Source organism: Pseudomonas sp. MF6767, from assembly GCF_016405475.1.
GTDB classification, from domain to species: Bacteria; Pseudomonadota; Gammaproteobacteria; order Pseudomonadales; family Pseudomonadaceae; genus Aquipseudomonas; species Aquipseudomonas paracarnis.
In genome coordinates this window covers 109,754-132,686 of sequence record NZ_JAEKCY010000017.1, presented here as the reverse complement: position 1 = coordinate 132,686, position 22,933 = coordinate 109,754, and the positions used below count along the sequence as shown (strand labels likewise).

Below are 22,933 nucleotides of genomic sequence, written 5' to 3'. Positions count from 1 at the left end.
TCGAACCAGGGATTGCTCGTAGTTATTTGAATGGATTGGGTGATGGCACCAAGCTGCAGATGGAGCTCAAGGCAGCGGTCAGCACAAGCAAGGATGAAACCCTGGCCATCAGCTTTCCGATAGTGGAGTACAAAGTCATCAACAAACCTCTCCCAATTGAGATCGAATTTACTAAGTTTGATGATAAAACGCTTAACGGTTGGCGTGCTGTCAACGCCGGGATTTATGGATTTAGTGCTCAAGCTGGAGGTTATTATCTGTGGCTAGTTAACTCCGGGGTCTCGGATGAATTTGGACTGGAGAAGATTTATACGGGCAACCAGTTTTCTGCTGGCCAGAAATACGAGTGTAGTTCTGATCTTGCTTATGATCAGCCCGCTAATTTTTATGGGGTTGCGTTAATTTTCTCTGGCAACAATCAAATTGCAATGGAATATATCCAAGCTAATAATTATTGGAAAAAGCTTGTGGTTGAGTTTGTGCCGCCAGAGAGCTCTAATGTTTACCCTTTACGGGTTTTGATTCTAAGCAAAACGCTGTCCGGTATGAAATTTTTTGTTGATAATATTAGAATTCGCAGGGTTTAATTTGACTTGTCTTGAAGTTGCGTGACGTGGGCTTAGGGTGCGGGCTTTTTATATATAAAGCTGCCTGGAATGGCACTTACTTAACAGCTAACCGGCTGATCTAATTGCAAAAAAATGAAAAAAAGCCGCCCTTGGTCTACGGTGATAGTTGCGAACACACACCACTAGAACAAGGACAGCCCGCGTGAATCGTAGACGTCAAATCGTCAGGCATCAACAGCAACGCATTCAGCAGCACGCTAAAAACAGCAATGCCCATGCGTTCTTTAAGCTGCTAGCCGATCCGGCGCTGCTACAGCGTGTCGAGTCAGTGATGCCCAAGCATCGTCAACGGTTGTTCCCGCCGACTGAAACGCTGTCGATGTTTCTGGCTCAAGCCATGAATGCCGACCGTTCTTGTCAGAAGGCCGTGAATGATTTTTCGATCAAACGTTGCTGCGATGGGCTAAGCCCCAGCAGCATGTACACCGGCGCTTATTGCAAAGCACGGGCGCGGTTACCGGTAGAGATGGTTTCAACATTGTTGCGCTCCACGGGATCAACGATGAGTAACAACGCGTCACCATCCTGGCGCTGGATGGGGCGTCCGGTGCGCCTCGTAGATGGCACCACGGTGACCCTACCAGACACTGCGGCCAACCAAGCTGCCTATCCGCAATCGCGTGGTCAGAAAGCAGGACTGGGTTTCCCCATCTGCCGTTTGGTAGCAATCATTTGCCTGGCCAGCGGTGCTGTTTTAGATGCCTCGCTGGGACGTTTTCGAGGCAAAGGTGGCGATGAGCAGACGCTGCTCAGGACGATGCTCGACACTCTGAATCAAGGCGACATTGTGTTGGGCGATGCCTACTACGCAACGTACTTTTTGCTGTGCGAACTGCAACGTCGTGGGATCGACGGCGTGTTCGAACAATATGGCGCTAGGCGACGCAGTACCGACTTTCGGCTCGGGCAATCGCTGGGGCCGGAAGATCATTTGGTTGAGCTGACAAAACCTAGGAGTCGACCTTCCTGGATGAGCCAACCTTATTACGACGATGCGCCTGAAACACTGACAGTACGTGAACTGAAAACCGGCGGAAAAATCCTGGTGACCACCTTGAACTGCCCGCAGCAAGTACCCAAAGCTGGGCTCAAATCACTGTACAAAGACCGTTGGCATGTTGAGCTGGATCTACTCAATATCAAGACAACGCTGGGGCTTGAAACGTTGAGCTGCAAGACGCCTGGCATGGCTGTAAAAGAGTTGTGGGTGTATCTGCTGGCGCATAATTTGATTCGGATGATCATGGCCAAATCAGCGCTATTAGCTGATTGCTTGCCACGCGAGCTTAGCTTTAAACATAGCCTTCAATTATTCCTTGCGATGCAGCAGTACAGCTCCGACGAACAGGACGATAGGGTGCAGGATTTACTCAAACTGATCGCCAGAAAAGGTGTCGGAAACCGGCCGGGACGGATTGAACCTCGCGCCATAAAACGAAGGCCCAAGCCTTACCCGATGCTGATGCAGACGCGCTCGGCGGCAAGGGCCGAGGTCAGGAGAAATGGACACCCGAAGAAGGTTAAGTAAGTGCCATTCAAAGCTGCCTGCATTTCAAATCCCAAGACAGGTTTCAGATCACTTCCAAATACGAACTCTGCACCGCCCCCGCCAACTCCCGCACGCCCTCAATAAACTCCGTCAACCGCCTATGCAACCCATCCTCCAAAATCTCATCAATCCCCGTATACCGCAGCCGGGCTTCAAACTCTGCCGCCAAGCGCTGCGCCGTTCGCCCATAACTGCCGGGCAAGTCCGCAAGGATATGGCTCAACTCCTCGATACACGCATGCAACGAGCGCGGTACATCACTGCGCAACAGCAGCAGTTCCGACACCGAGCGGGCGTTCAAGGCATTGGGATACAGCTCGGTATACGCCTCGAATGACGACAACGCGCGGAGCAGGGCGCTCCACTGGTAATAGCCGCGGGCCGACAGGTCGCTGACTTCTTCGGACTCTTCGCCGAACATCTCGTAGCGTGCATCCAGCAGGCGCAGGGTGTTGTCGGCGCGCTCGACAAAGGTGCCGAGGCGGATGAAGCGATAGGCGTCATTGCGCATGATGGTGCCCGAGGTCGCGCCGCGAAACAGGTGCGAACGTTGTTTGACCCAGTCACAGAAGTGGCTGATGCCATGTCGCGCCAGGCCGCCGGCGGCAATGCTGCGCATTTCCAGCCAGGTGGCATTGAGGTTTTCCCACATGTCGGCGGTGATGCGTCCGCGCACGGCGTGGGCATTGCCCCGGGCGGCGCGCAGGCAGTTGTAGATGCTGGCCGGGTTTTCTTCGTCGAGGGCGAAGAAGTGCAGCATGCGCTCGGCATCCAGGGTGTGGTGGCGTTCGAGGTAACTGTCCAGGGTGCCGCTGCTGAGCAACGACATGGCCAGTTCATCCAGGCCATCGCTGCGCCCGGCCTGGGGCATCAAGGACAGGGAATAACTGACTTCCAGCATGCGTGCCAGGTTCTCGGCGCGCTCCAGGTAGCGGGACATCCAATACAGATCTGCAGCGGTTCTACTCAACATAGTCAGCCCTCCACCACCCAGGTGTCCTTGGTTCCGCCGCCTTGCGACGAGTTCACGACCAGCGAGCCTTCCTTCAGCGCCACGCGGGTCAAGCCGCCGGGCACCAGGCGGGTTTCCTTGCCCGAGAGTACGAATGGGCGCAGGTCGATATGCCGGGGCGCAATGCCGTTTTCGACGAAGGTCGGGCAGGTGGACAGGCTCAGGGTGGGTTGGGCGATATAGGCATGGGGACGGGCCTTGATGCGCTGGCGGAAGTCTTCGATCTCGGCGGCCGTCGACGCCGGGCCCACCAGCATGCCGTAGCCGCCGGAGCCCTGGGTTTCCTTGACCACCAACTGTTCGAGGTTGGCCAGCACATGGGACAGTTCATCGGGCTTGCGGCATTGGAAGGTCGGCACGTTCTGCAGGATCGGTTCCTCGTCCAGGTAGAAGCGGATCATCGCCGGTACATAGGGATAGATCGACTTGTCGTCAGCCACCCCGGTGCCGATGGCGTTGGCCAGTACCACATTGCCGGCGCAGTAAGCCGCCACCAACCCCGGCACGCCGAGCATCGACTCGGGGTTGAACGCCTGGGGGTCGAGGAAGGCGTCGTCGATGCGCCGGTAGATCACGTCCACGGGCTTGGGGCCGTCGGTGGTGCGCATGAACACCTTGAGATCGTGCACGAACAGATCGGCACCTTCCACCAGCTCCACGCCCATTTCCCGGGCAAGGAACGCGTGTTCGAAGAAGGCGCTGTTGAAGCGCCCAGGCGTCAACACCACCACATTCGGGTTATCGAGGCGGCTGGCGCTCTTGAGGGTCTTGAGCAACAGGTTGGGGTAGTGGTCCACGGGTGCAATGCGCTGCTTGGCGAAGACTTCCGGGAACAGCCGCATCATCATCTTGCGGTCTTCGAGCATGTAGCTCACGCCGCTGGGGGTGCGCAGGTTGTCTTCCAGCACGTAGTAGGTACCGTCGCCGTCGCGCACCAGGTCGACACCGGAGATGTGCGAGTAAATGTCGCGGTGCAGATCCAGGCCGACCATCGCCTTCTGATAGCCCTCGTTGCCCAGCACCTGTTCTGCCGGAATGATCCCAGCCTTGATGATGCGCTGGTCGTGGTAGATGTCGGCGAGAAACATGTTCAGTGCATTGACCCGCTGGATGCAGCCACGCTCGATCAGGCTCCATTCACTGGCGGGAATGCTGCGGGGAATGATGTCGAAGGGAATCAAGCGTTCGGTGTCTTGTTCGTCGCCATACAGGGTGAAGGTGATCCCGGCGCGATGGAACAGCAAGTCCGCTTCACGGCGACGCTGGGCCAGCAGTTCTGGCGGCGTATTGGCCAGCCAGCGAGAGAAGTCCTGATAGTGCGCACGGCATACGCCGTTTGCGTCATTCATTTCATCAAAGAAAGATCGAGCCATTCCAGTACCTTGTCAGTGCCCAGTGTGGCTTTGGGTGGCACTGCCGCTTAAAAAAACGCATGTTTTTATGAGCCCGTGGCTGAAGGTGCCAACAGGCCTGGTCCTTACTTTCTTATGGGGGCGGCTCTGGGTCGGGGGGTAACGCATGCTCCTGTTTTCCGGGTGGTGAATGGATAAAGCAATGCCTGTGCCGGAATGCGAACTAGGCATCAATAACCTGTGGCGAGCGAGCTTGCTCGCGCCGGGCTGCGCAGCGGCCCCAATAAAAGCGGGAGCGCTGCGCACTCCAGCGCGAGCAAGCTCGCTCGCCACAGGAGGGGGCTCACCACAATGGGGCGCGGCGTGTTTCAGATTGGTGCGCCAACCCACTTGAACTTCACCGAGCCCCGATTCTTCTAAGGAGTTTCGTCACCTTGTGGAGCACCGTCGTGTCCAGAATCATCTCACCCCACACTCCGGAAGCGGCCCTGAACGACCACAGCGAACACAACGCAAAGATTTTCGGCTCGCCCAAGGACCGCCTCGACTTTTACCGGCGCGAGATCCAGTACGAAACCAGCATCCTGGCCAACCGCACCGACGCCTACCTGACCGCGCAATCCTTCCTGGTGATTGCCTTTGTCTCCGGCATGGGCAACCTCAACCCGGAATGGGGCAAGCTGTTCACGCTGGTGGTGCCGATCTTCCTGGTCTCGCTGGGTATTCTCAGTTCGCTGAATGCCTGGCCCGGTATCCGTGCGGCGTATGAAATCATCGACCACTGGCACTACAAGCAAAGCGAATTGCTGCGCAGCGAGCCGGTGATGGGCATGGCCTACGATGAGTCGCCACTGTTTTCCGAGGTGGAGTCGAGCCACAAGGGCTATCGCAAGTCGTTGTTGTTTTCCATGCGCGCGCCGTGGTTGTTCATGGTGTTCTGGCTGGTGTTGGGCATCTATGCGTTTTATATCCAGGTGGACAATCCACTGCGCTGACCACGCGGACGGAACTTCAGCCGTGGCCGTGACGCCTTAGCTCTATGCGGTACAGATTTTTCACCGGCCTGCAGAGAGGTGCCTCATGACCCAATCTAACGATCCACAGACTAACAATCGCAACGACCCCGCCATCGACGGCGGCGAGCCGGCCCCTGGCACTGCCGCCGAAGCGCCCAAGGATCCAACGCCTGCGAGCGACCCAAAGGCCAAGGAAAACGACTACAGTCCAGACTTCAGGCCTGAGCGTGAGCACAAGCCTGAAACCGATGCCGATATCGATACCCAAGGCGGTTAGAGGAGACGCACATGTCAAAAGAACTGGACGATGAACTCAACGACCCGGGCAACGAAGACCCGGGTTCGCTGATGGACGATGCCGAGGTACCGCTGAACGACCTGGATGAAGCGGCGGACGTTGGCAACACTGAAAATCAGGACTGATCCGGCGGCGGGCCCGAGGGATTGCTGAGCTTGAAGTAGACGTCTTCCTCGGCCCCGCCGTCCAGCGACACCTCCTGGCCCACCACGCGGTTATCGATCAGCGTCTGCGCCTGATCGCGGCTGATATTGACCACTGTGCTGCGCTTGCCAGTGATCACATACACCACATCCACCCCATGCTCGGCCAAAGCTGCCAGGTAGTTGGCATGGGGCAGGTCTTCGCCCAGTTCATATTGACGTTGCTCGCGTGTGGTCACGCCGCCTGCCTGCGCCAGGTATTGCTGCGAATATCCCAGGCGTTGGCGTTCCTCAAGCAATCGTTGGGCGATGTTTTTCATTAGTTGACTCGCACTGTGGGTCCTGACTGTTTGAAACCCCGGCGCGGTGCAGGATTCAATTTTTTTGCGCAGCCTGACGCTCATACCACGCCAGCATGGGCTGGGTACTCAACCCGTGGGCCAGGATGCTCAACGCGATGACCGACAACGTCAGGTTGACCGCCACCGCACTGCTGGTGCCCACCAGCCCGTGGTTGAGCGCATAGAACAGGTAGTAAATGCTGCCGATCCCACGAATGCCGAACCAACTGACCAGGCTGCGTTGCCGCCGGTCCAACAGGCGGCCCCAAGGCATGGCGAATACACTGGCGGGGCGAATCACACAAAACAGCAACGGTGCCACCGCCAACGCGGCCCACTCCCAGTGGCTGACCAGCACGATGCCCAAGACTGTCACCAGGAACACCTCCATGGCCCGCTCCACCAGGCTGCCGAAGGCCAGCATGTCGCCCATCATCACGCCTGCCGCGATCTGGGTGTCCTTCAACTGGCTGACGTCACCATGCAAGGCTTGCTCGGGCTCGATTTCAAGGTGGCCCACCACCGGTTGCGCCAGGTGCTCGGCGGGTGTCTGGGCGTTGCCGGTGGACTTCACCTCGGCCTGGCGCAACCCCAGGCCCGCCGCGAATACCGACAGGAAGCCATAGCCGCCCACGGCTTCGGCGGTCACATAGGCAAGGGCGATCAATGCCAGTGTCAGGTAATCATTGGGCGAGAGGGTGCTGTCGGCATTGATCAGGCGCAGGCGCAACGTCACCCGGCCGATACCTCGGCCCATCCAGTAGCCGATCAATAGCCCGACCGGCACCGCCCATACCAGGTTTTTCAGCACCCAACCGCCGACCCAGTCGCCATCGAAGCCGCCGTGTTGCATGAACAGCAGGCCGAAGATCACAAACGGAAAGGCGCTGCCATCGTTCAGCCCCGCTTCGCCTGACAGACCGAAGCGCAGCGCGTCGTAGTCCTGGGCATTGTTGACCTGAACCAGGCCCGCCAGCACCGGGTCGGTCGGCGCCAGGATCGCGCCCACCAGCAGAGACACCCCCCACGATAGATCAAGCAGGTAATGCAGCAACAGCCCGGTGCCGAGGATGGTCAACAGCATGACCGGGCCGGCCAGGCCGAAGGCAATGCGCCAGGTGCGATGCTTGAGCGGCAGGCGCAATTTCAGGCCGCTGACAAACAGCGAAAACAGCACTGCCACTTCGGTCAGGTGCTCCATCCAGCGCGCCGAGCCCTTGATGTCCAGGTGCAGCAGGTCCACACCCAGAGGGCCGATGGCGATACCCAGCAACAGGCACACCGCCGAGGTGGTGACCGGCATCCAGCGCAAGTATGAGGAGGTGAGGGCCAGGGTAAGCAGTACGGCGCCCAATACGGCCAGCCATAGAATGAAAGTCATTGTGCGTGTTCCAGGGCCGTGGTCTATGCAGCTTTGAGAACGGCGACCGGAAGGGGGTTCAATGTGATTGCCTGCCATGGGGGCAAGGCCTTATTTAGCCATTGAACGAAGGTTTGCCATGCACTAAGTTGGCCGCTTGTCGCCCGCGCATCTACGGATCTGCGTCTTTCTTCTTTCACCAGAGGCTCTGGCATGAAGTTTTCCCCCTTCGTTGAGCGAATTGCAGGGCAGGGCGTTGCCGCCTGGGACATCCACCACGCCGCGTCCGACGCCGCCAGCCAGGGCGAAGACGTCATCATCCTCAGCGTCGGCGATCCGGATTTCGCCACGCCGCCCTTTATCACTGACGCCGCCGTCAATGCCTTGCACGCGGGAGATTCTCACTACACCGAGATCGCCGGTCGCCCCGCACTGCGCGAGGCGATCGCCGCCCGTTACAGCCGAACCCTTGCCCGGCCGTTGGCCGCCGACAACGTGATCATCGTGCCCGGTGCGCAGAACGCGCTGTTCATCAGTTCGCTGTGCCTGTTGCAGGCCGGCGACGAAGTGCTGGTGCTCGACCCGATGTATGTCACCTACGAAGCCACGCTCAAGGCCAGCGGCGCCACTCTGGTGCGGGTGCCCTGCAGTGCTGAGGCCGGCTTTCGCCTGAATCCGTCCTTGCTCGCCGCCGCGATCACCCCGCGTACCCGGGCGATATTCTTTTCCAATCCGAACAACCCCACTGGCGTGGTGCTTGACCTGCAGGAGCTGCAAGCCATTGCCGACCTGGTCATCGCCCATGATCTGTGGGTGGTGGTGGATGAGGTCTACGAAAGCCTGGTGTTCGACGGTCAATACCACAGCCTCGCGGCATTACCGGGCATGGCGCAGCGCTGCATTGTGATCGGCAGCTTGTCCAAATCCCACGCCATGACCGGCTGGCGTATCGGCTGGCTCATCGCTCCAGTGCAAATGGTGCAGCACGCCGAAACCCTGCTGTTGAGCATGATGTACGGCTTGCCCGGCTTCGTGATGGAGGCGGCGACCGCCGCGGTGTTGGCCCACGATGAAGTCATTGAAGGTATGCGGGAGACCTACCGACGCCGACGTGACCTGGTAGTGACCGCCTTGAGCACCTGCCCAGGCATCCGGGTGCAGGCGCCGCAAGCCGGCATGTTTGTGCTGGTGGATGTGCGCGGCACGGGGCTGGGGTCGCTGGATTTTGCCTGGCGCCTGTTTCGTGAAGCGGGCGTGTCGGTGCTGGACGCAGCAGCCTTCGGCGAGCCGGCCCAGGGGTTCGTTCGACTGTCCTTTACCCTGGGCGAAGAGCGCCTGGCGCAGGCCTGTCGGCGGATTGTGGGGTTTGTGGAAAAGCTGACCAGTGAGCGCGCCGTGCACTGGGCATGAGTACCTGAACAACCCATTTAGTCAGCCAACGGCGGCAAACGCCGTTTCACCGGGGTTTTCTTGACGATAGCGGTGTTGGTTTCGGCATAGGTATTCAGCCGGTCCAGCAGCGTGTCGAGGTGCTCCATGGTGCGTACATGCAGGCGTGCGATGAAGCAGTCGTCCCCGGTAACCTTGTCGCACTCTGTGAACTCGGGGATCGCCTGGATCTGGCGCTCCACTTCCTGCAATTTGCCGGGCAGGGGGCGGATGCGCACGATGGCCTGCAGCAGGTAGCCGAAGTGCTTGGGGTCGATGTCGACGGTGTAGTGGGTCAGCACGCCGCGTTCTTCCAGGCGGCGCAGGCGTTCGCTGACGCTGGGTGACGACAGCCCGGTGATGCCTGCCAGGGTCTTGAGGGACAACCGCGAGTCGTCCATCAAAGCGGCGATCAATTGCTGGTCGATGGTGTCGATCATGGTCTGTGCCTAATAAGAAAAGGTGATTTCGGGCTTTTGCCTTTTTTAGTCGCTGTAGCCGTCGCCAACAGATTGCCATACTGGAGCCTCACTTGAGGAGCCTCAATCATGGATTCATCCATCCGTCGCGGGTCGTGGGAAATGGTCGCCGCCATGCTGATCTCGGGCAGCATTGGCTGGTTTGTGCTGGTGTCTGGCGTGTCGGTGATCGAGGTGGTGTTCTGGCGCTGCGTGATCGGTGCGCTGACGCTGGTACTGGTGTGCGCCTGGCTGGGTTACCTGCGCCTGGACCTGCTCAGTTGGGCAAAACTGGGGCTGGCCGTGCTCAGCGGCGTGGCCATTGTCGGCAACTGGTTGCTGCTGTTCGAATCCTATTCCCGTGCCTCCATCGCTATCAGCACCGCGGTGTACAACGTGCAGCCGTTTATCCTGGTGATGCTGGCGGCGGTGTTTCTCGGTGAGAAAATCATCGTGCAGAAATTGGCATGGTTGAGCGTGGCGTTCCTGGGCATGTTGGCGATTGTCACCGCCCATGGCGAGCAAACGGGTGGAGGAGATTACCTGGTAGGCATCGCGCTGGCCCTGGGTGCGGCATTTTTGTATGCGGTCGCGGCGTTGATCATCAAGCGCCTCAAGGAAGTACCGCCGCATTTAATGGCATTGATCCAGGTGACGACTGGCGCGCTATTGCTGGCGCCACTGGTGCCCTGGAATGGCCTGCCAGCATCCACCACGACGTGGGCGGCCTTGGTCACCTTGGGGGTGGTGCACACAGGTTTGATGTATGTACTGCTGTATGGCGCGATCCAGAAACTGCCGACGGCCATTACCGGCGCACTGTCGTTCATCTACCCGATTGCGGCGATCTTTGTGGATTGGATTGCGTTCGGGCATCGCCTGGGGTGGCTGCAATGGCTGGGCGTGGCGGCGATTCTGTTGGCAGCGGCAGGGTTGCAGCGGGGCTGGTGGTGGCCCCGCAACCTCGGTAGGCGCGAGCTTGCTCGCGAAGAAGGTTAACGATGACGCAGCGCATCGGGTTGAAACGCGGCGTTCTCTCGTTCTTCGCGAGCAAGCTCGCTCCTACAGGTGAGGGTTAGTGCGTGCCCTGGTAGATAAGGTTTTCCGGGTTGAAATGCTCCACCGCACTGCCAGGCTGCGGCAGACCGAGGATATGCCCCTTGATCTTGCCCACCACATGCATTTCGCAGGGTTTGCAGTCGAACTTCAAGGTCAGCACTTCGTCACCGTGGATCAATTGCATGGGTGCCACCTTGGTCTTCACCCCGGTCACACCCTTGGCCTGTTTAGGGCACAGGTTGAACGAGAAACGCAGGCAGTGCTTGGTGATCATCACCGGCACTTCGCCGGTTTCTTCGTGAGCTTCGAAGGCCGCGTCGATCAGCTTCACGCCGTGACGGTGGTAGAAGTCCCGGGCCTTCTGGTTGTAGACGTTGGCCAGGAACGACAGGTGCGCCTCGGGATACACCGGCGGCGGCGACGTTTCAGCCTTGCGCCCACCCCGCGGATGTGCGGCGACGCGTGCGGCGGTCAGTGCTTCGATCACTTCACGGCGTAACGCCTTGAGCTGCGAGTTGGGGATGAAGAACGCTTGCGGCGCATCCAGTTCGATACGGGTGGCGTGGTACTCGGTGGTGCCGAGTTGGCCCAGCAGGTCGCGCAGGGTGTCCAGCGCCTGTTCCGGTTTGTTGGCCACGCCAAACGGGCCGGGCAGGGTGACACTGGCGCTGATGCCTTCTTCGCTGGTCGCGGTGATTTGCAGCTGCTCTTCACGCAGGCGCGCGACCCATGACAAACCGATACGGCGCTCGGCCGAGGTCTTGAGCAGGGCCTGTTGCCAGTTGTGGTCCAGGTTGCGATTGAGCGGGTGATGCGGGCGCAGCTGGTGCAAGCCGGCGGGCATTTCGTTGGGCTCGACGCGGTAGCGGTAGCGCTTCTCACCGTCTTCCTCGAACTCACCCTTGGGCTCGGCGATATTGGCGCGAAAACCCACCACTTCACGCTTGATCAGCACATTGAGGCCGTCGCCGTTGGACAGTGGCTCATGGGTAACCACCTGCAAGTCGCGCTTGCCGGCTTTTTCCACGGTGCCCACGGGCAGGCCGGTAAAGGTCGGGGTGTCAAAGGCACCGATGTCGATCTTGCGGTCGCTGACAAAGTAGTCGGTGCTGCCACGGTGGAAGGTTTTTTCCGGGTCGGGCAGGAAGAAGTGCGCGGTACGGCCGCTGGAAGCGCGGGCCAGGTCCGGGCGGTCTTCGAGGATCTCGTCGAGGCGCTGGCGGTAGTAGGCGGTGATGTTCTTCACATAACCCATGTCCTTGTAGCGGCCTTCGATCTTGAACGAACGCACGCCCGCTTCGACCAGGGCACGCAGGTTGGCGCTCTGGTTGTTGTCTTTCATCGACAGCAGATGCTTTTCAAAGGCCACCACGCGGCCCTGGTCATCTTTCAGGGTGTAGGGCAGGCGGCAGGCCTGGGAGCAGTCGCCACGGTTGGCGCTGCGACCATTTTGCGCGTGGGAGATATTGCACTGCCCGGAGAACGCTACGCACAGGGCGCCGTGGATAAAGAACTCGATGGCGGCATCGGTCTCGTCGGCAATGGCGCGGATCTCTTGCAGGTTCAGCTCGCGGGCCAGTACCAACTGCGAGAAACCGGCCTGGTCGAGAAACCTGGCCCGGCCCAGGGTGCGGATGTCGGTCTGGGTGCTGGCGTGCAGCTCGATCGGCGGAATATCCAGCTCCATCACGCCCAGGTCTTGCACGATTAACGCATCCACACCGGCATCGTAGAGCTGATGGATCAGCTTGCGCGCAGGTTCCAGCTCGTTGTCATGCAGGATGGTGTTGATGGTGGTGAAGACGCGGGCGTGGTAACGGCGGGCGAATTCCACCAGTTGAGCGATATCGCTCACCTCGTTACACGCATTGTGGCGGGCGCCAAAGCTCGGCCCGCCGATATAAACGGCGTCGGCGCCGTGCAGGATAGCCTCACGCGCAATGGCGACATCGCGGGCAGGGCTGAGCAATTCCAGGTGATGCTTGGGCAAGGACATAGTTTTTTAGTCAGGCTTGTCACGGTCGAGGCGCGCATTGTAGCCGTGAAATGCCTGGGCGGCATCTACCGCAGGGCTGTCGGCCCTGATGCAAGCCCGTTAAGCGAACGCATTACTCAACGCAACGAAGACCCAATGTGGGAGCTGGCTTGCCTGCGATGGCGATTGAACATTCACCACCGCTATCGCAGGCAAGCCAGCTCCCGCCTTTTTGACCGCGTTCAACATTCCGATCAGTTCGGTTCTAAAAACGTCACAGATTCAAGCCTTGGCAGCCATCGCCGTCACTTCCACCCGCATACCTTCCACCGCCAAGGCGGCAACGCCCACTGCCGCCCGCACTGGCCAGGGTTTGGCGAAAAAGCGCTTGTAGACCTCGTTGAAGGCGGCACGGTCGGCCATGTCGGTGAGGTAGATGGTCAGGTGCATGACCCGGTCCATGGAACTGCCGGCTTTTTCCAGCGCGACTTTCAGCGCTTGCAGGGTGCACTCGCTTTGCAGGGTGATATCGCCCAGTTCCAGGCTGCCATCGGCATGGGTGGGAATCTGGGTGGAGACCAGGATGCCGTTGAAGCCGATTACGTCGGAGGAGATGGAATCGGCGTCCGGGTCAGGGGTATAGGACAGGTCGTGGTTGGCCATGGGCACCTCGTGTTGGCAGGAACAGAAAGGCGCCATGGTCGGTGAAATTCACTCCAGGGGCAAACCCCGGCTTATATCCAGCGTCGGAACAGCACGCTGGCGTTCACGCCGCCAAAGCCGAAGCCATTGGACAGCGCATATTCAATCGGCATGGGACGCGCCTCATCGCGCACCATGTCCAGGCCGTCGGCGAGGACGTCCGGGTTTTCCAGGTTGAGTGTCATTGGCGCGATCTGGTCACGCAGGGCAAGCACGGTGAAGACGGCTTCGATGCCCCCCGCAGCACCGAGCAAGTGGCCGGTGGCGGATTTTGTCGAGCTGATCGCCGGGCTACCGCCAGTACCGAATAGCGTCCTGATCGCCGCCAGCTCGCCTTTGTCTCCCACCGGTGTGGAGGTCGCGTGGGCATTCAGGTACTGCACCTGGGACGCCTCGATGCCCGCCTGGCGCAACGCTTGAGTCATTGCCCGGCGCGCACCGTCACCGTCTTCAGGCCCTGCGGTCATGTGATAGGCGTCTGCACTGGTGCCATAGCCCACGAGTTCGGCAATCGGCTGCGCGCCCCGCGCCAGGGCATGTTCGAGTTCTTCAATTACCAGAATGCCGGCGCCTTCGCCCATCACAAAGCCGTCGCGCGCCTGATCGAAGGGTCGCGAAGCGCGCTGCGGGGTGGCATTGAAATCGCTGGACAGCGCTCGCGCTGCGGCGAAGCCGGCAAGGCTGACGCGATGAATCGCCGCTTCGGCACCGCCGCATACCGCGACGTCGACTTCCCCGGCGCGAATCATTCGCGCTGCGTCGCCGATAGCCTGAACCCCGGCGGCACACGCGGTTACTGGCGCACCCAGCGGGCCTTTCAAGCCATAGTTGATCGACACATGCCCGGCGGCCATGTTGCTCAGAAACGATGGAATGGTGAAGGGCGACAAACGACGCGGGCCCTTGCTGTCGGTGGTGCGCACCGCATCGGCAATGGCCGGGAAACCGCCGACGCCGGAGGCGATGATGGTTGCCGTGCGTTCCTGCTCCTCGGGTGTTCTGGGGGCCCAATTGGCCTGCTTCAGGGCTTCATCCGCCGCCGCCAGGGCAAACAGGATAAAGCGGTCCATCTTGCGCTGTTCCTTGGCTGCCAACAGTCGATCAGGATCAAAACCGGCTTCGGGGTCTTGCAACACACTCTGCACCTGGCCGCCGATGCTGACCGCCAGATCACCGATCAACTCTTGCGGCAAGCGGCGGATGCCCGACTGTCCGTCCAGCAAGCGCTGCCAAGTGGATTCCACGCTCGACCCCAGCGGCGTCAGCGCGCCCATGCCCGTCACGACGATACGTTTACTCATGCTCAATCGACTCCTGTTGCTTGAAGGGTACACAGCGTATGGACGTCACTATCATCATGAAAGTAACATGGCGTCATACAAGTTTGTACTCGCACACAGGAATACTTATGCAGCGCAAATCCCTCATTAGTGCCGAATGCCCCATCGCCCGTAGCCTTGAACGGGTAGGGGAGTGGTGGAGCATGCTGATCATGCGCGACGCCTTGCACGGCTTGCGCCGTTTTGACGAGTTCTCGCGCAGCCTGGGCATCGCGCCCAACATGCTGACGCGCCGCCTTAATGGTTTGGTAGAGGCGGGGATGCTGGAGCGCCGCGCCTACAGCGAGCGGCCGCCACGGTACGAATACGTGCCGACGGCCAGAGGCGAAGACTTTCGTATGGTGCTGATGGCGTTGGTGGCGTGGGGCAATCGGCATTACGCCGAGGAGGGCATCAGTGTCAAGGTGGTGGAACGCGAGACGGGCCGGCCGGTGCAGCCGATGATGGCGACGGAGGAGGGTGCGTGGGTGGCGATGGATCAGTGCGTGGTACAGCCCGGCCCGGCCGCCAGCGCAGGGATGCGCCAACGGCTGAGCCGTGAGTGATTGATTACTCTTTTACATCCATGAACTCTTCGGCCCACGCCACATAGCTCTCAGGCAAGGTGTAAGTGTGGGTCAACTCCGTCGCACTGAGGTTCGAGGTGCTGTGGGTCAGCTGGCGCTGGGCACGCAGGCTGTCGTAAGTGGCCTTGATCGCGGCGAAGTAGGCGCCATGCCCGGCCACCACGATGCGCACGCCCAGGCTGGCCAGGCGCTCGCTGTCGTGCAGTTGCGGGTTGCCGTAGGTCACCAGCATCAGCGGAACGCTGAGGTTCTCCGCGATCTGCTCCAGGTGGTCGAAGTCCTTGACGCCGACCATGCAGATGCCGTCAGCGCCGGCCTTTTCGTAGGCCTTGGTCCGCGCAATCACGTCGCTGGTGGGCAGCACGCCGGCGTTGGTGCGCGCAATGATCGACAGCGCCGGGTCGACACGCGCCTCCAGCGCGGCCTTGACCTTGCCGATGCCTTCTTCGACGGAAATCAGGTCCGTGGATTTACGCCCGAATTGCGCGGGCAAGAGGGTGTCTTCGATGGTCAGCGCAGCGACGCCGGCGCGTTCCAGTTCTTCGACGGTGCGCATCACGTTCAGGGCGTTGCCGTAGCCATGGTCGGCATCGGCGATGAAGGGCAACTGGGCCACACGGCCGATGCGGGTGGCTTGCTCGACGAACTCACTCAGGGTAATCAACGCAAAATCGGGGGCCGCCAGCACCTGCAGGGAGGCGACCGAGCCGCCCAGGATTCCCACTTCAAACCCCAGGTCGGCCGCGATGCGGGCAGACATGGGGTCGAATACGGAGGCGGTTTCAACGCACAGGGGCGTTGCCAGCAGGTCACGGAAGTTACGGCGTAGCGCTGAGTGAGAAATCTTGGGCATGGTCTTTCCTGGCTTTGGTCATCGTCAAGTGACGATCAATGTCTATTCGTGGTGCCGGGAGATTACCACGCAGATGCCCCTGTGATTATGACGTTTGAGCGCGGCGAGGGTTATCGAGCGACTGCACTGTACGACGTACCCAGGTCGCGGGCCCAGCCGTCGAGCACGTCCTTGACGTTGTCGGCGGTCATGACTTGCTTGTCATTGGCCAGGGGGGCACCGGTGCCTTTACGCACCATGGCCGCCACGACATCGCCGGTCGAACCATCTTCCAATGACAGCTCCGTGGCGATTTCACTGTCTCGATCGCGTATGCCTGTGGCGGCGCTCACGCCCGCTGCGACCAGGGTGATCGGCAGCCACTCATACAACCGCAGTCCCTGGGGGCTGGTGGCGATGCGGGTGATGGCAGGGCGTACTGTGAGGGTGTCAGGGCCAGGTTTTGAGGCCAGGTAAACGTATTTGCCAAGTTCCGAGCGCAGTACCAGGTCGTAGTAGCCGGTGACGTGGGAGAGCGTGCTTTGGGGGATCTGAGCGGTGGGTTCAACAGCCGGGAAAAACTGGCTAGGCGCCAGGTAGACCTGCTTGTAGCGGCCGCGCTTCAAGGCCGGGCTGATCCAACTCAGTACGGTCTGGCCCGACGGGCTCTGTTGTTCTTTAAGCAGGCTGTAGTCATGAAGAAAGCCCGTATATCGCTCGGGTTCGACCTTGTTGCTGCTGCAAGCCATCAGGCTCAGGGTGGCCGCCATCAGTAGCAGGAGTGAGCATTTACGGGCCATCAATGGGTTGCCTGTTCGTTTGGAGTGTCGTGTGACGATTCGATATGCAACTGGCCATGGGTCATGATCCAGTGGACAAGGTCGGCGATGGGAATGGAGTGGGCGTACTCGACCCAGCGCCCGGCGTCGGGGCTGTAGTGTTCGAAGTAGCGACGCAGCACGATACGGTCCAGGTCCGCGTTCAGCCCCAGGCAGGATTCCTGGAACAGCATCGGGCTATCCTGAGCCGGGGAAGAGGTGCGCTGGCTAAGTACCAGTGGCCGCGCATCGCCTGCTGCTTGCTCGGTGTACCTGCTGCTCGAAACTTTCATAGGCGTCTTTCGTGAGTGGGAGATGTGCAGAATGCCCGACAGGTTTTGCCCAAAGATGTCCGGGTTGTGTCCGTGGCGAAGGAATGTTGCTCGATTGAAATAAATGACCCCGGCGCCGGAATGGTTTTAGATGTCGTTCTTTTTTTGGCCTGGGAATCTGTGAACGTGAGCAGACTGCTGATCGTCGATGACGACGTGGAAGTGCTGGCATTGCTGAAGAAATTCTTCGTCCAGCACGCCTATGAAGTCGACGTGGCCGCCGACGGCGAGGCCATGTGGGCGGCCGTCGCACAACAGCGGCCGGACACGATCATCCTCGACCTCATGTTGCCCGGCGAAGGCGGCCTCAGCCTCTGCCAGAAAGTGCGGGCGCAGTTCGGCATCCCTATCATCATGCTCACGGCCATGGGCGAGCTGAGCGACCGCATTGTTGGCCTGGAGCTGGGCGCCGACGACTACCTGACCAAACCCTTCGCCCCACGCGAATTGCTGGCGCGCCTGCGCGCTGTGCAACGGCGTGCGGGACAGCCGGTCATCGCGGCCGACGAGCGCTCACGCCCGGTGATTGCCTTCGCCGGTTGGCATCTGGATATCACCTGTCGCGAGCTGCGTTCGCCGGAGGGCGTCATGATCCCGCTGTCCGGTGGCGAGTTCGATTTGTTGGTGGTGTTTCTCGAACACCCCCAGCGCATCCTCACCCGCGACCAGTTGATCGACCTGACCCACGGCCAGGGCCACGACGCCTTCGACCGCAGCATCGACGTGCAGGTCAGCCGGCTGCGGCGCAAGATCGAGCCCGATTGCAAGCGCCCGGACCTGATCCGCACCGTGCGCAATGGCGGCTATCTGTTCACTGCCCCGGTGACCCGCGCATGATTCGCCGCCTGCTGCGCCGCGACACCCTGAATCGGCGGATCGCCCTGACCATTCTCGCCGCGATGCTCGCCTCACTGGCCCTCAATGCCTTGTTCGTGCAGGTGGCCGGGGTGTGGGCGCGTCCGCCCATCGACCGCACGGGGTTGCTGGAACAAATGGCCGCGACGTTGAAAGTGATCGAGGCGGCGCCTGCGCCGTTGCGCTCGCATCTGGCTGCAGCGGCCAGCGATGCGCGGTTGCAGGTGACGTGGCATACCGACCCCGTGGATTTCGGCCTGCCCAGCGGCGGCAACGTGCTACAGGCGGGCGAAGTCCCTGGGATACAGGCGTTGTTTGGCACGGGGCGCACCATTCAGGTGTACAGCCCGGACGATTGGCCCCGTGGCAGCCCCGACGCGCATTATGTCGCGCTGGTGCAGTTACTTGATGGCAGCTGGTTGTCCTTCATCCCACCCGAACGCAGTTGGGGCCTGAGCGCACCCACGCGGATTGCGGTGATCATCATCCTGGGGTTGATCGCCACCTTGCTGGTCGCCTGGGTGGCCACCCGGCAATTGGCCAAGCCGTTGCAGCGTTTCGCCAGTGCCGCCAGACGCTTCGGCGGAGATCTGCGCGCACCGCCCATCGACATCGAAGGCCCCGACGAAATACGCCAGGCCACTATCGCCTTCAACACCATGCAGGCGCAAATCCAGCACTTCATCGGCGAACGCACCCAGATGCTGGCAGCCATTTCCCATGACTTGCGCGCGCCTTTGACGCGAATACGCCTGCGCTGCGAGTTCATGGAGGATCTGGACCATCAGCACAAGCTGATTCGCGATGTCGAGGAAATGCAGTCGATGATCAACGCCGCGCTGGCGTTTTTCCGCGACGATACGGTGCTGGAGCACAGCACGGCATTCGATCTGTCTGAACTGCTGCAAACCATCATCGACGACTATCGCGACCAGCAGCTGGTGGTCGACTTCCGGGGGCCGCCCCATCTGGTCTATCACGGCCGGCCATTGGCGCTTAAACGGGTGGTGGTCAACCTGCTGGAAAATGCCGCCAAGTACGCCCGGCACCCCAGCATTGCTCTGAGTGTTGACGATCAGCGGGTACGCATCGAGGTCAGCGACGAGGGCCCGGGGATTCCCGAGGCGGACCTGGAGCGTGTGTTCGACCCGTTCTTTCGTCTTGAGACCTCACGCAACCGCAATACCGGTGGGGTAGGGCTTGGGCTCTCGGCAGCGCGGGCCATTGTGCGCGAGCAGGGCGGTGAGCTGAGCCTGAGCAATCGACGTGATTCGGGGTTGGCGGCTCGGGTTGAATTGCCGCGCTAGCGTGATGCGATATGCGCATTATTAATGAATTAGGTTATGCGTTATCAGTATTTTACATCTCGCCTTCAACACCACGAAAATAGCCCGGACACCCAAAAACCTGTGGCGAGGGAGCTTGCTCCCGCTGGGGCGCGAAGCGGCCCTGCTCTTTGTCCGGAGCATGGGGCCGCTACGCTGCCCAGCGGGAGCAAGCTCCCTCGCCACAGATAAAAGCTTTTTAAAACCGAGACCGTGCGTGCGGATCGACTTGAATGCCCCACAAGGCATCTGGAGACGAACGTGCGTTACCTCAAAACCCTGGCGGCCGGGTTGGCCGCCTCTTTGCTGTGCCTGACGGCGCAGGCCCAAACCCTGGTGGTCGGCGACCAGAGCTACAACGCGCAGGCCGTGATGGAAGCGGCGGGGGTGCTCGATGACCTGCCTTACACGCTGGACTGGAAGCAGTTCACGGCCGGGTCGCCGGTGGCCGAAGCGCTCAACGTCGGCAGCCTGGACCTGGGCCTGCTCGGGGATGCCCCGGTGTTGTTCCTGGGCGCCTTGGGTGCACCGATCAAGGTGATTGCCGTCAGCCGGCAAAATCTCGACGGCGTAGCCATCCTGGTAAAAAAAGACTCGTCGATCCACAGCCTGGCCGATCTGGCAGGCAAGCGCGCTGCGATCTGGAAAGGTTCCTGGAGCCAGCAACTGTTGCTGACCGCACTGGACAAGGCCGGGGTTGCGCGGGATTCGCTGCAATGGCGCTACCTCAGCGCCCTGGATGCCTCCCACGCGCTGGAAGGCGGTGCAGTTGACGTGATCGCCACCTGGGAACCCTACGTCACGCAACAGGAACGCCAAGGTGCGCGGGTGCTGGCAACCGCTGAAGACTTGATCCCGGCCCAGAGTTTCATTGCCGCCAACGCCAGTGCTGTCAAGGCCAAGCGTGAACCCATCAGCGACTTCCTCCAGCGCCTGAAAAAAGCCCGCGACTGGGCCCGCCAAAGCCCGGCCAACGCCAACGCGTATGCCGATGCCTGGGCCAAGCGCACCCGCGCTGATGCCGACATCGCTCGCGTCTGGTTTGCCCGCGCACGCACCACCGTCGAGCCGCTGACGCTTCAGGCGCCCATCGAGGCGCAAAAGACCGTGGACTTTTTTGCCGGCCTGGGCCTGGTCAAGTCTTACTCGGCCGCCACGTTGTTCGACCCTTCATTTGCAGCCGCCTTGCAGCCCGCCGTCGCCACCACCCAGCCCTGACCGCTTGAAGGACTACTGCGCAATGACTAAAAGACAGCTCAAACTGGGCGCCCTGACCATGGGCTGCGGTGGGCCGGGCCGCCATAACCTGTGGCTTGATCCGCAGTTGCCGGCCGATGCCAGCGTCAACGTCGATTGGTACATCGAGATAGCGCGCCAGGCCGAGGCGGCGCTGTTCGACCTGCTGTTCATCGTCGACAGCCAGTTCATCACCGAAGGCTCGCCTTCCCATTACCTCAATCGCCTGGAGCCGCTGACCTTGCTGTCGGCACTGGCCGTGAGCACGCGGCATATCGGCCTGGTCGGTACGCTGACTACCTCGTATAACTCGCCCTATAACGTCGCCCGGCGCCTCGCCTCCCTGGACCTGATCAGCAAAGGCCGCGCCGGCTGGAACGTGGTGACCAGTGGCGATGCCGGTACCGCCGGCAATTACAGCCGCGACGAACATTACGACTATGCCACCCGCTACGGGCGTGCCGCCGAACACGTTCAGGTGGTGCAGGGGCTGTGGAATTCTTACGAAGACGATGCGTTTGTGCGCAACCGTGCCACTGGGCAGTTTCTCGACCCGAGCAAGCTGCACAGCCTGAATCACCAGGGCGAACACTTCTCGGTGGTGGGCCCGCTGAATATCCAGCGCTCGCCCCAAGGCCAGCCTGTGATTTTCCAGGCCGGCGACTCGGAGCAAGGCCGCGACCTGGGCGCCGCCACTGCCGATGTGATCTTCACCCACGCGGCCAGTATCGAGCAGGGCCAGAGGTTTTACCGGGATATCAAGGGCAGGGCGGCACAACGGGGGCGCGATCCGGAACAGGTACTGATCATGCCCGGTGCGGAAATTTATGTGGGCGACACCGATGCCCATGCTCGGGAAATCGAGCAGCACTATCATCAGCTCGACCACAGTTTTGCGCTGGCACTCAAGGAGTTCGGGCGCAATTTTGGCTGGCATGATTTCAGCCAGTACGACCTGGATGCGCCGTTCCCGCAAGAGAGCCTGGAGGCCGCGCGCAGCAGTTTTTTCACCGCTGCCAAACGCATCGCCGACCAGGCGCGGGAGCAGGGCTTCAGCCTGCGCCAGGCCGTCGAATTTGGCCGGCAATTGCGCCCAGGCGCGTTCGTGGGCAGCGCGGCCACGGTGGCGCAGAAAATGGCGGATTGGTTCGAGGCACGGGCGGTGGACGGGTTCAATATCTACATCGGGCACCCTGGGCAATTTGATCGCTTTACTCAGGAGGTCATCCCTTTGCTGCAAGAGCGCGGTGTTTATCGCACGGCCTACGAGGGCTCGACCTTGCGCGAAAGCCTGGGCTTGGCGATTCCGAGGTTCCAGCGCACCCCCTCACCCTAAGGGGTGATTTCGATGACTTTGCGGGTGTGGGACTATCACTTCAGTCCCCGGCGCCAGTGATCTGGTGTCGCACCCAACCGTTATGACGGCGAGTCTTCGAAGTGGATAATGATCGACTGTCTTCAGCCCAGTGGTTCGAACAGATAGCCAGGGTGACCGAGAGCATCGGGCACGCGGGGTTTGCCGCCACGTTGTTCGATGCCCTGGGGTGTATCCGCCCCATTCAGGCCACGACCTTGTACCTGTACCCCCACGACGGCATGCCCAGCGCATTGTTCGAACTGGACGGGCCATGGCTGCCCCAGGGCAATGTGCGCCAGTACCTCTCCGGTTTTTACTTGCTCGACCCGTTCTACGGCGCCTGCGTGGAGGGCGCCACTTCCGGCTGCTACGACCTCGCCGATGTGGCCCCCGACCACTTTGAGCACAGCGAGTACTACCAGTCGTTTTACCGGCATTCGCACCTGGAGGATGAGCTCAACTACATCCTGCAGGCGAGCAACGGCTTGAGCCTGGCGGTGTCGCTGGCCTTTACGCAGAAGCTCGACGCGGACACCACCGAGCATTTCAAGCGCATAGCACCATGGGTATTGGCAGTGCTGGGCAAGCACTTCGTCGGCCTGGAGACTCAGGGCGCGCGTTTCGAAAGCCTGTTGGAACAGCGTATTCACTCGGCACTCAACAACTTCGGCTCCTCGCTGCTCACCGAACGCGAATGCCGGATCACCCAGTTGATCCTGCGCGGCCACTCCACACGTTCGCTGGCCGAGCGCCTCGGGGTCTCCGAAGACACCATCAAGTCCCACCGCAAGCACATCTACAGCAAGCTCGACATCGGCACGCAATCGGAACTGTTTTCCCTGTTTATCGACTCGTTGGCCGAGGCCCAGGGCGGGCTGAGCAAAGACCCCCTCGAACGCTACATGAGCAAAGGCCGTTGACCGGCTGCATGACTACCCACAACAAGAGAA

General features: G+C 60.7%; 23 protein-coding genes and 1 pseudogene. 13 read left to right on the top strand and 11 right to left on the bottom strand.

All coding sequences use genetic code 11. The annotated features are described in order from the left end of the window. The coding region (locus JFT58_RS23400) for a hypothetical protein (protein WP_198834663.1) at positions 1–587 on the top strand (587 nt) is incomplete at its 5' end. A 184-nt stretch (positions 588–771) separates the two neighbouring features. Beyond that, on the top strand, positions 772–2,157 hold the full coding sequence (locus JFT58_RS23395; RefSeq protein WP_054899056.1) for an IS4 family transposase: 1,386 nt from the start codon (positions 772–774) through the stop codon (positions 2,155–2,157). Positions 2,158–2,200: 43 nt separating this feature from the next. Here JFT58_RS23395 and JFT58_RS23390 read toward each other — a convergent pair whose 3' ends face one another. Continuing rightward, positions 2,201–3,151, bottom strand: a complete 951-nt coding sequence (locus tag JFT58_RS23390; protein WP_054899057.1) for an alpha-E domain-containing protein — start codon at positions 3,149–3,151, stop codon at positions 2,201–2,203. 2 nt (positions 3,152–3,153) lie between these two features. Beyond that, on the bottom strand, positions 3,154–4,563 hold the full coding sequence (locus JFT58_RS23385; RefSeq protein ID WP_034127666.1) for a circularly permuted type 2 ATP-grasp protein: 1,410 nt from the start codon (positions 4,561–4,563) through the stop codon (positions 3,154–3,156). 428 nt (positions 4,564–4,991) lie between these two features. Here JFT58_RS23385 and JFT58_RS23380 point away from each other — a divergent pair, with 428 nt between their 5' ends. From JFT58_RS23380 to JFT58_RS30610, 3 genes are all read left to right on the top strand, one after another. Then, complete coding sequence (locus JFT58_RS23380) at positions 4,992–5,537, top strand: hypothetical protein (RefSeq protein WP_014718415.1); 546 nt, start codon at positions 4,992–4,994, stop codon at positions 5,535–5,537. A gap of 85 nt (positions 5,538–5,622) precedes the next feature. Continuing rightward, positions 5,623–5,835 carry a hypothetical protein gene (locus JFT58_RS23375; RefSeq protein ID WP_054899058.1) on the top strand — a complete coding sequence of 71 codons (213 nt, stop codon included), beginning with the start codon at positions 5,623–5,625 and terminating at the stop codon, positions 5,833–5,835. 11 nt (positions 5,836–5,846) lie between these two features. Next, positions 5,847–5,981 (top strand): hypothetical protein, encoded by a 135-nt coding sequence (locus JFT58_RS30610; RefSeq protein WP_014718417.1) that lies wholly within the window; start codon positions 5,847–5,849, stop codon positions 5,979–5,981. Here JFT58_RS30610 and JFT58_RS23370 read toward each other — a convergent pair. Further along, complete coding sequence (locus JFT58_RS23370; RefSeq protein WP_054899059.1) at positions 5,972–6,319, bottom strand: helix-turn-helix domain-containing protein; 348 nt, start codon at positions 6,317–6,319, stop codon at positions 5,972–5,974. The two genes, JFT58_RS30610 and JFT58_RS23370, sit on opposite strands and share 10 nt — an antisense overlap. 55 nt (positions 6,320–6,374) lie before the next feature. Beyond that, the gene (locus tag JFT58_RS23365) at positions 6,375–7,721 is read right to left on the bottom strand and encodes a cation:proton antiporter (protein ID WP_054899060.1); all 1,347 of its coding nucleotides are present in this window, start codon (positions 7,719–7,721) and stop codon (positions 6,375–6,377) included. Between the two features lie 192 nt (positions 7,722–7,913). Between JFT58_RS23365 and JFT58_RS23360 the strand changes: the two are divergent. After that, positions 7,914–9,089 (top strand): annotated as a pseudogene (locus JFT58_RS23360) (pyridoxal phosphate-dependent aminotransferase); the annotation flags it as partial. Between the two features lie 38 nt (positions 9,090–9,127). Here the strand turns inward: JFT58_RS23360 and JFT58_RS23355 are convergent. Next, positions 9,128–9,568, bottom strand: coding sequence for an Lrp/AsnC family transcriptional regulator (locus JFT58_RS23355; protein WP_032875274.1), 441 nt, complete (start codon positions 9,566–9,568; stop codon positions 9,128–9,130). Between the two features lie 108 nt (positions 9,569–9,676). Between JFT58_RS23355 and JFT58_RS23350 the strand changes: the two genes are divergently transcribed. Continuing rightward, positions 9,677–10,585, top strand: coding sequence for a DMT family transporter (locus JFT58_RS23350; protein ID WP_054899062.1), 909 nt, complete (start codon positions 9,677–9,679; stop codon positions 10,583–10,585). A gap of 76 nt (positions 10,586–10,661) precedes the next feature. Here the strand turns inward: JFT58_RS23350 and JFT58_RS23345 are convergent, their stop codons facing one another. From JFT58_RS23345 to fabF, 3 genes are all read right to left on the bottom strand, one after another. Beyond that, positions 10,662–12,641: a peptidase U32 family protein gene (locus tag JFT58_RS23345; RefSeq protein ID WP_019820074.1), complete on the bottom strand. Its 1,980-nt coding sequence runs from the start codon at positions 12,639–12,641 to the stop codon at positions 10,662–10,664. 261 nt (positions 12,642–12,902) lie between these two features. After that, positions 12,903–13,283: a RidA family protein gene (locus tag JFT58_RS23340; RefSeq protein ID WP_014718423.1), complete on the bottom strand. Its 381-nt coding sequence runs from the start codon at positions 13,281–13,283 to the stop codon at positions 12,903–12,905. 71 nt (positions 13,284–13,354) lie between these two features. Next, positions 13,355–14,623 carry a beta-ketoacyl-ACP synthase II gene (gene fabF / locus JFT58_RS23335; RefSeq protein ID WP_054898478.1) on the bottom strand — a complete coding sequence of 423 codons (1,269 nt, stop codon included), beginning with the start codon at positions 14,621–14,623 and terminating at the stop codon, positions 13,355–13,357. A gap of 107 nt (positions 14,624–14,730) precedes the next feature. Here fabF and JFT58_RS23330 point away from each other — a divergent pair, with 107 nt between their 5' ends. Continuing rightward, positions 14,731–15,207 carry a winged helix-turn-helix transcriptional regulator gene (locus tag JFT58_RS23330; protein ID WP_054898479.1) on the top strand — a complete coding sequence of 159 codons (477 nt, stop codon included), beginning with the start codon at positions 14,731–14,733 and terminating at the stop codon, positions 15,205–15,207. Between the two features lie 4 nt (positions 15,208–15,211). Here the strand turns inward: JFT58_RS23330 and JFT58_RS23325 are convergent, their stop codons facing one another. From JFT58_RS23325 to JFT58_RS23315, 3 genes are all read right to left on the bottom strand, one after another. Further along, positions 15,212–16,081, bottom strand: coding sequence for an isocitrate lyase/PEP mutase family protein (locus tag JFT58_RS23325; protein ID WP_014718426.1), 870 nt, complete (start codon positions 16,079–16,081; stop codon positions 15,212–15,214). Positions 16,082–16,191: 110 nt separating this feature from the next. Next, complete coding sequence (locus JFT58_RS23320) at positions 16,192–16,860, bottom strand: DUF3313 domain-containing protein (protein WP_054898480.1); 669 nt, start codon at positions 16,858–16,860, stop codon at positions 16,192–16,194. Next, a complete protein-coding gene (locus JFT58_RS23315; protein ID WP_054898481.1) occupies positions 16,860–17,171 on the bottom strand; it encodes a hypothetical protein in 312 nt (103 codons plus the stop codon). The genes JFT58_RS23320 and JFT58_RS23315 overlap by 1 nt, the downstream gene beginning before the upstream one ends. A gap of 165 nt (positions 17,172–17,336) precedes the next feature. On the opposite strand from JFT58_RS23315, the gene JFT58_RS23310 reads away from it, so the two are divergent. From JFT58_RS23310 to JFT58_RS23290, 5 genes are all read left to right on the top strand, one after another. Next, on the top strand, positions 17,337–18,047 hold the full coding sequence (locus JFT58_RS23310; protein WP_371264155.1) for a response regulator: 711 nt from the start codon (positions 17,337–17,339) through the stop codon (positions 18,045–18,047). After that, positions 18,044–19,372, top strand: a complete 1,329-nt coding sequence (locus JFT58_RS23305) for an ATP-binding protein (RefSeq protein ID WP_103299388.1) — start codon at positions 18,044–18,046, stop codon at positions 19,370–19,372. The genes JFT58_RS23310 and JFT58_RS23305 overlap by 4 nt, the downstream gene beginning before the upstream one ends. A gap of 279 nt (positions 19,373–19,651) precedes the next feature. Then, positions 19,652–20,608, top strand: a complete 957-nt coding sequence (locus JFT58_RS23300; protein ID WP_103299389.1) for an ABC transporter substrate-binding protein — start codon at positions 19,652–19,654, stop codon at positions 20,606–20,608. Between the two features lie 22 nt (positions 20,609–20,630). Then, a complete protein-coding gene (locus JFT58_RS23295; RefSeq protein ID WP_054898485.1) occupies positions 20,631–21,962 on the top strand; it encodes an LLM class flavin-dependent oxidoreductase in 1,332 nt (443 codons plus the stop codon). A gap of 101 nt (positions 21,963–22,063) precedes the next feature. Beyond that, a complete protein-coding gene (locus JFT58_RS23290) occupies positions 22,064–22,903 on the top strand; it encodes a helix-turn-helix transcriptional regulator (protein WP_054898486.1) in 840 nt (279 codons plus the stop codon). The last annotated feature ends 30 nt before the right edge of the window (positions 22,904–22,933 follow it).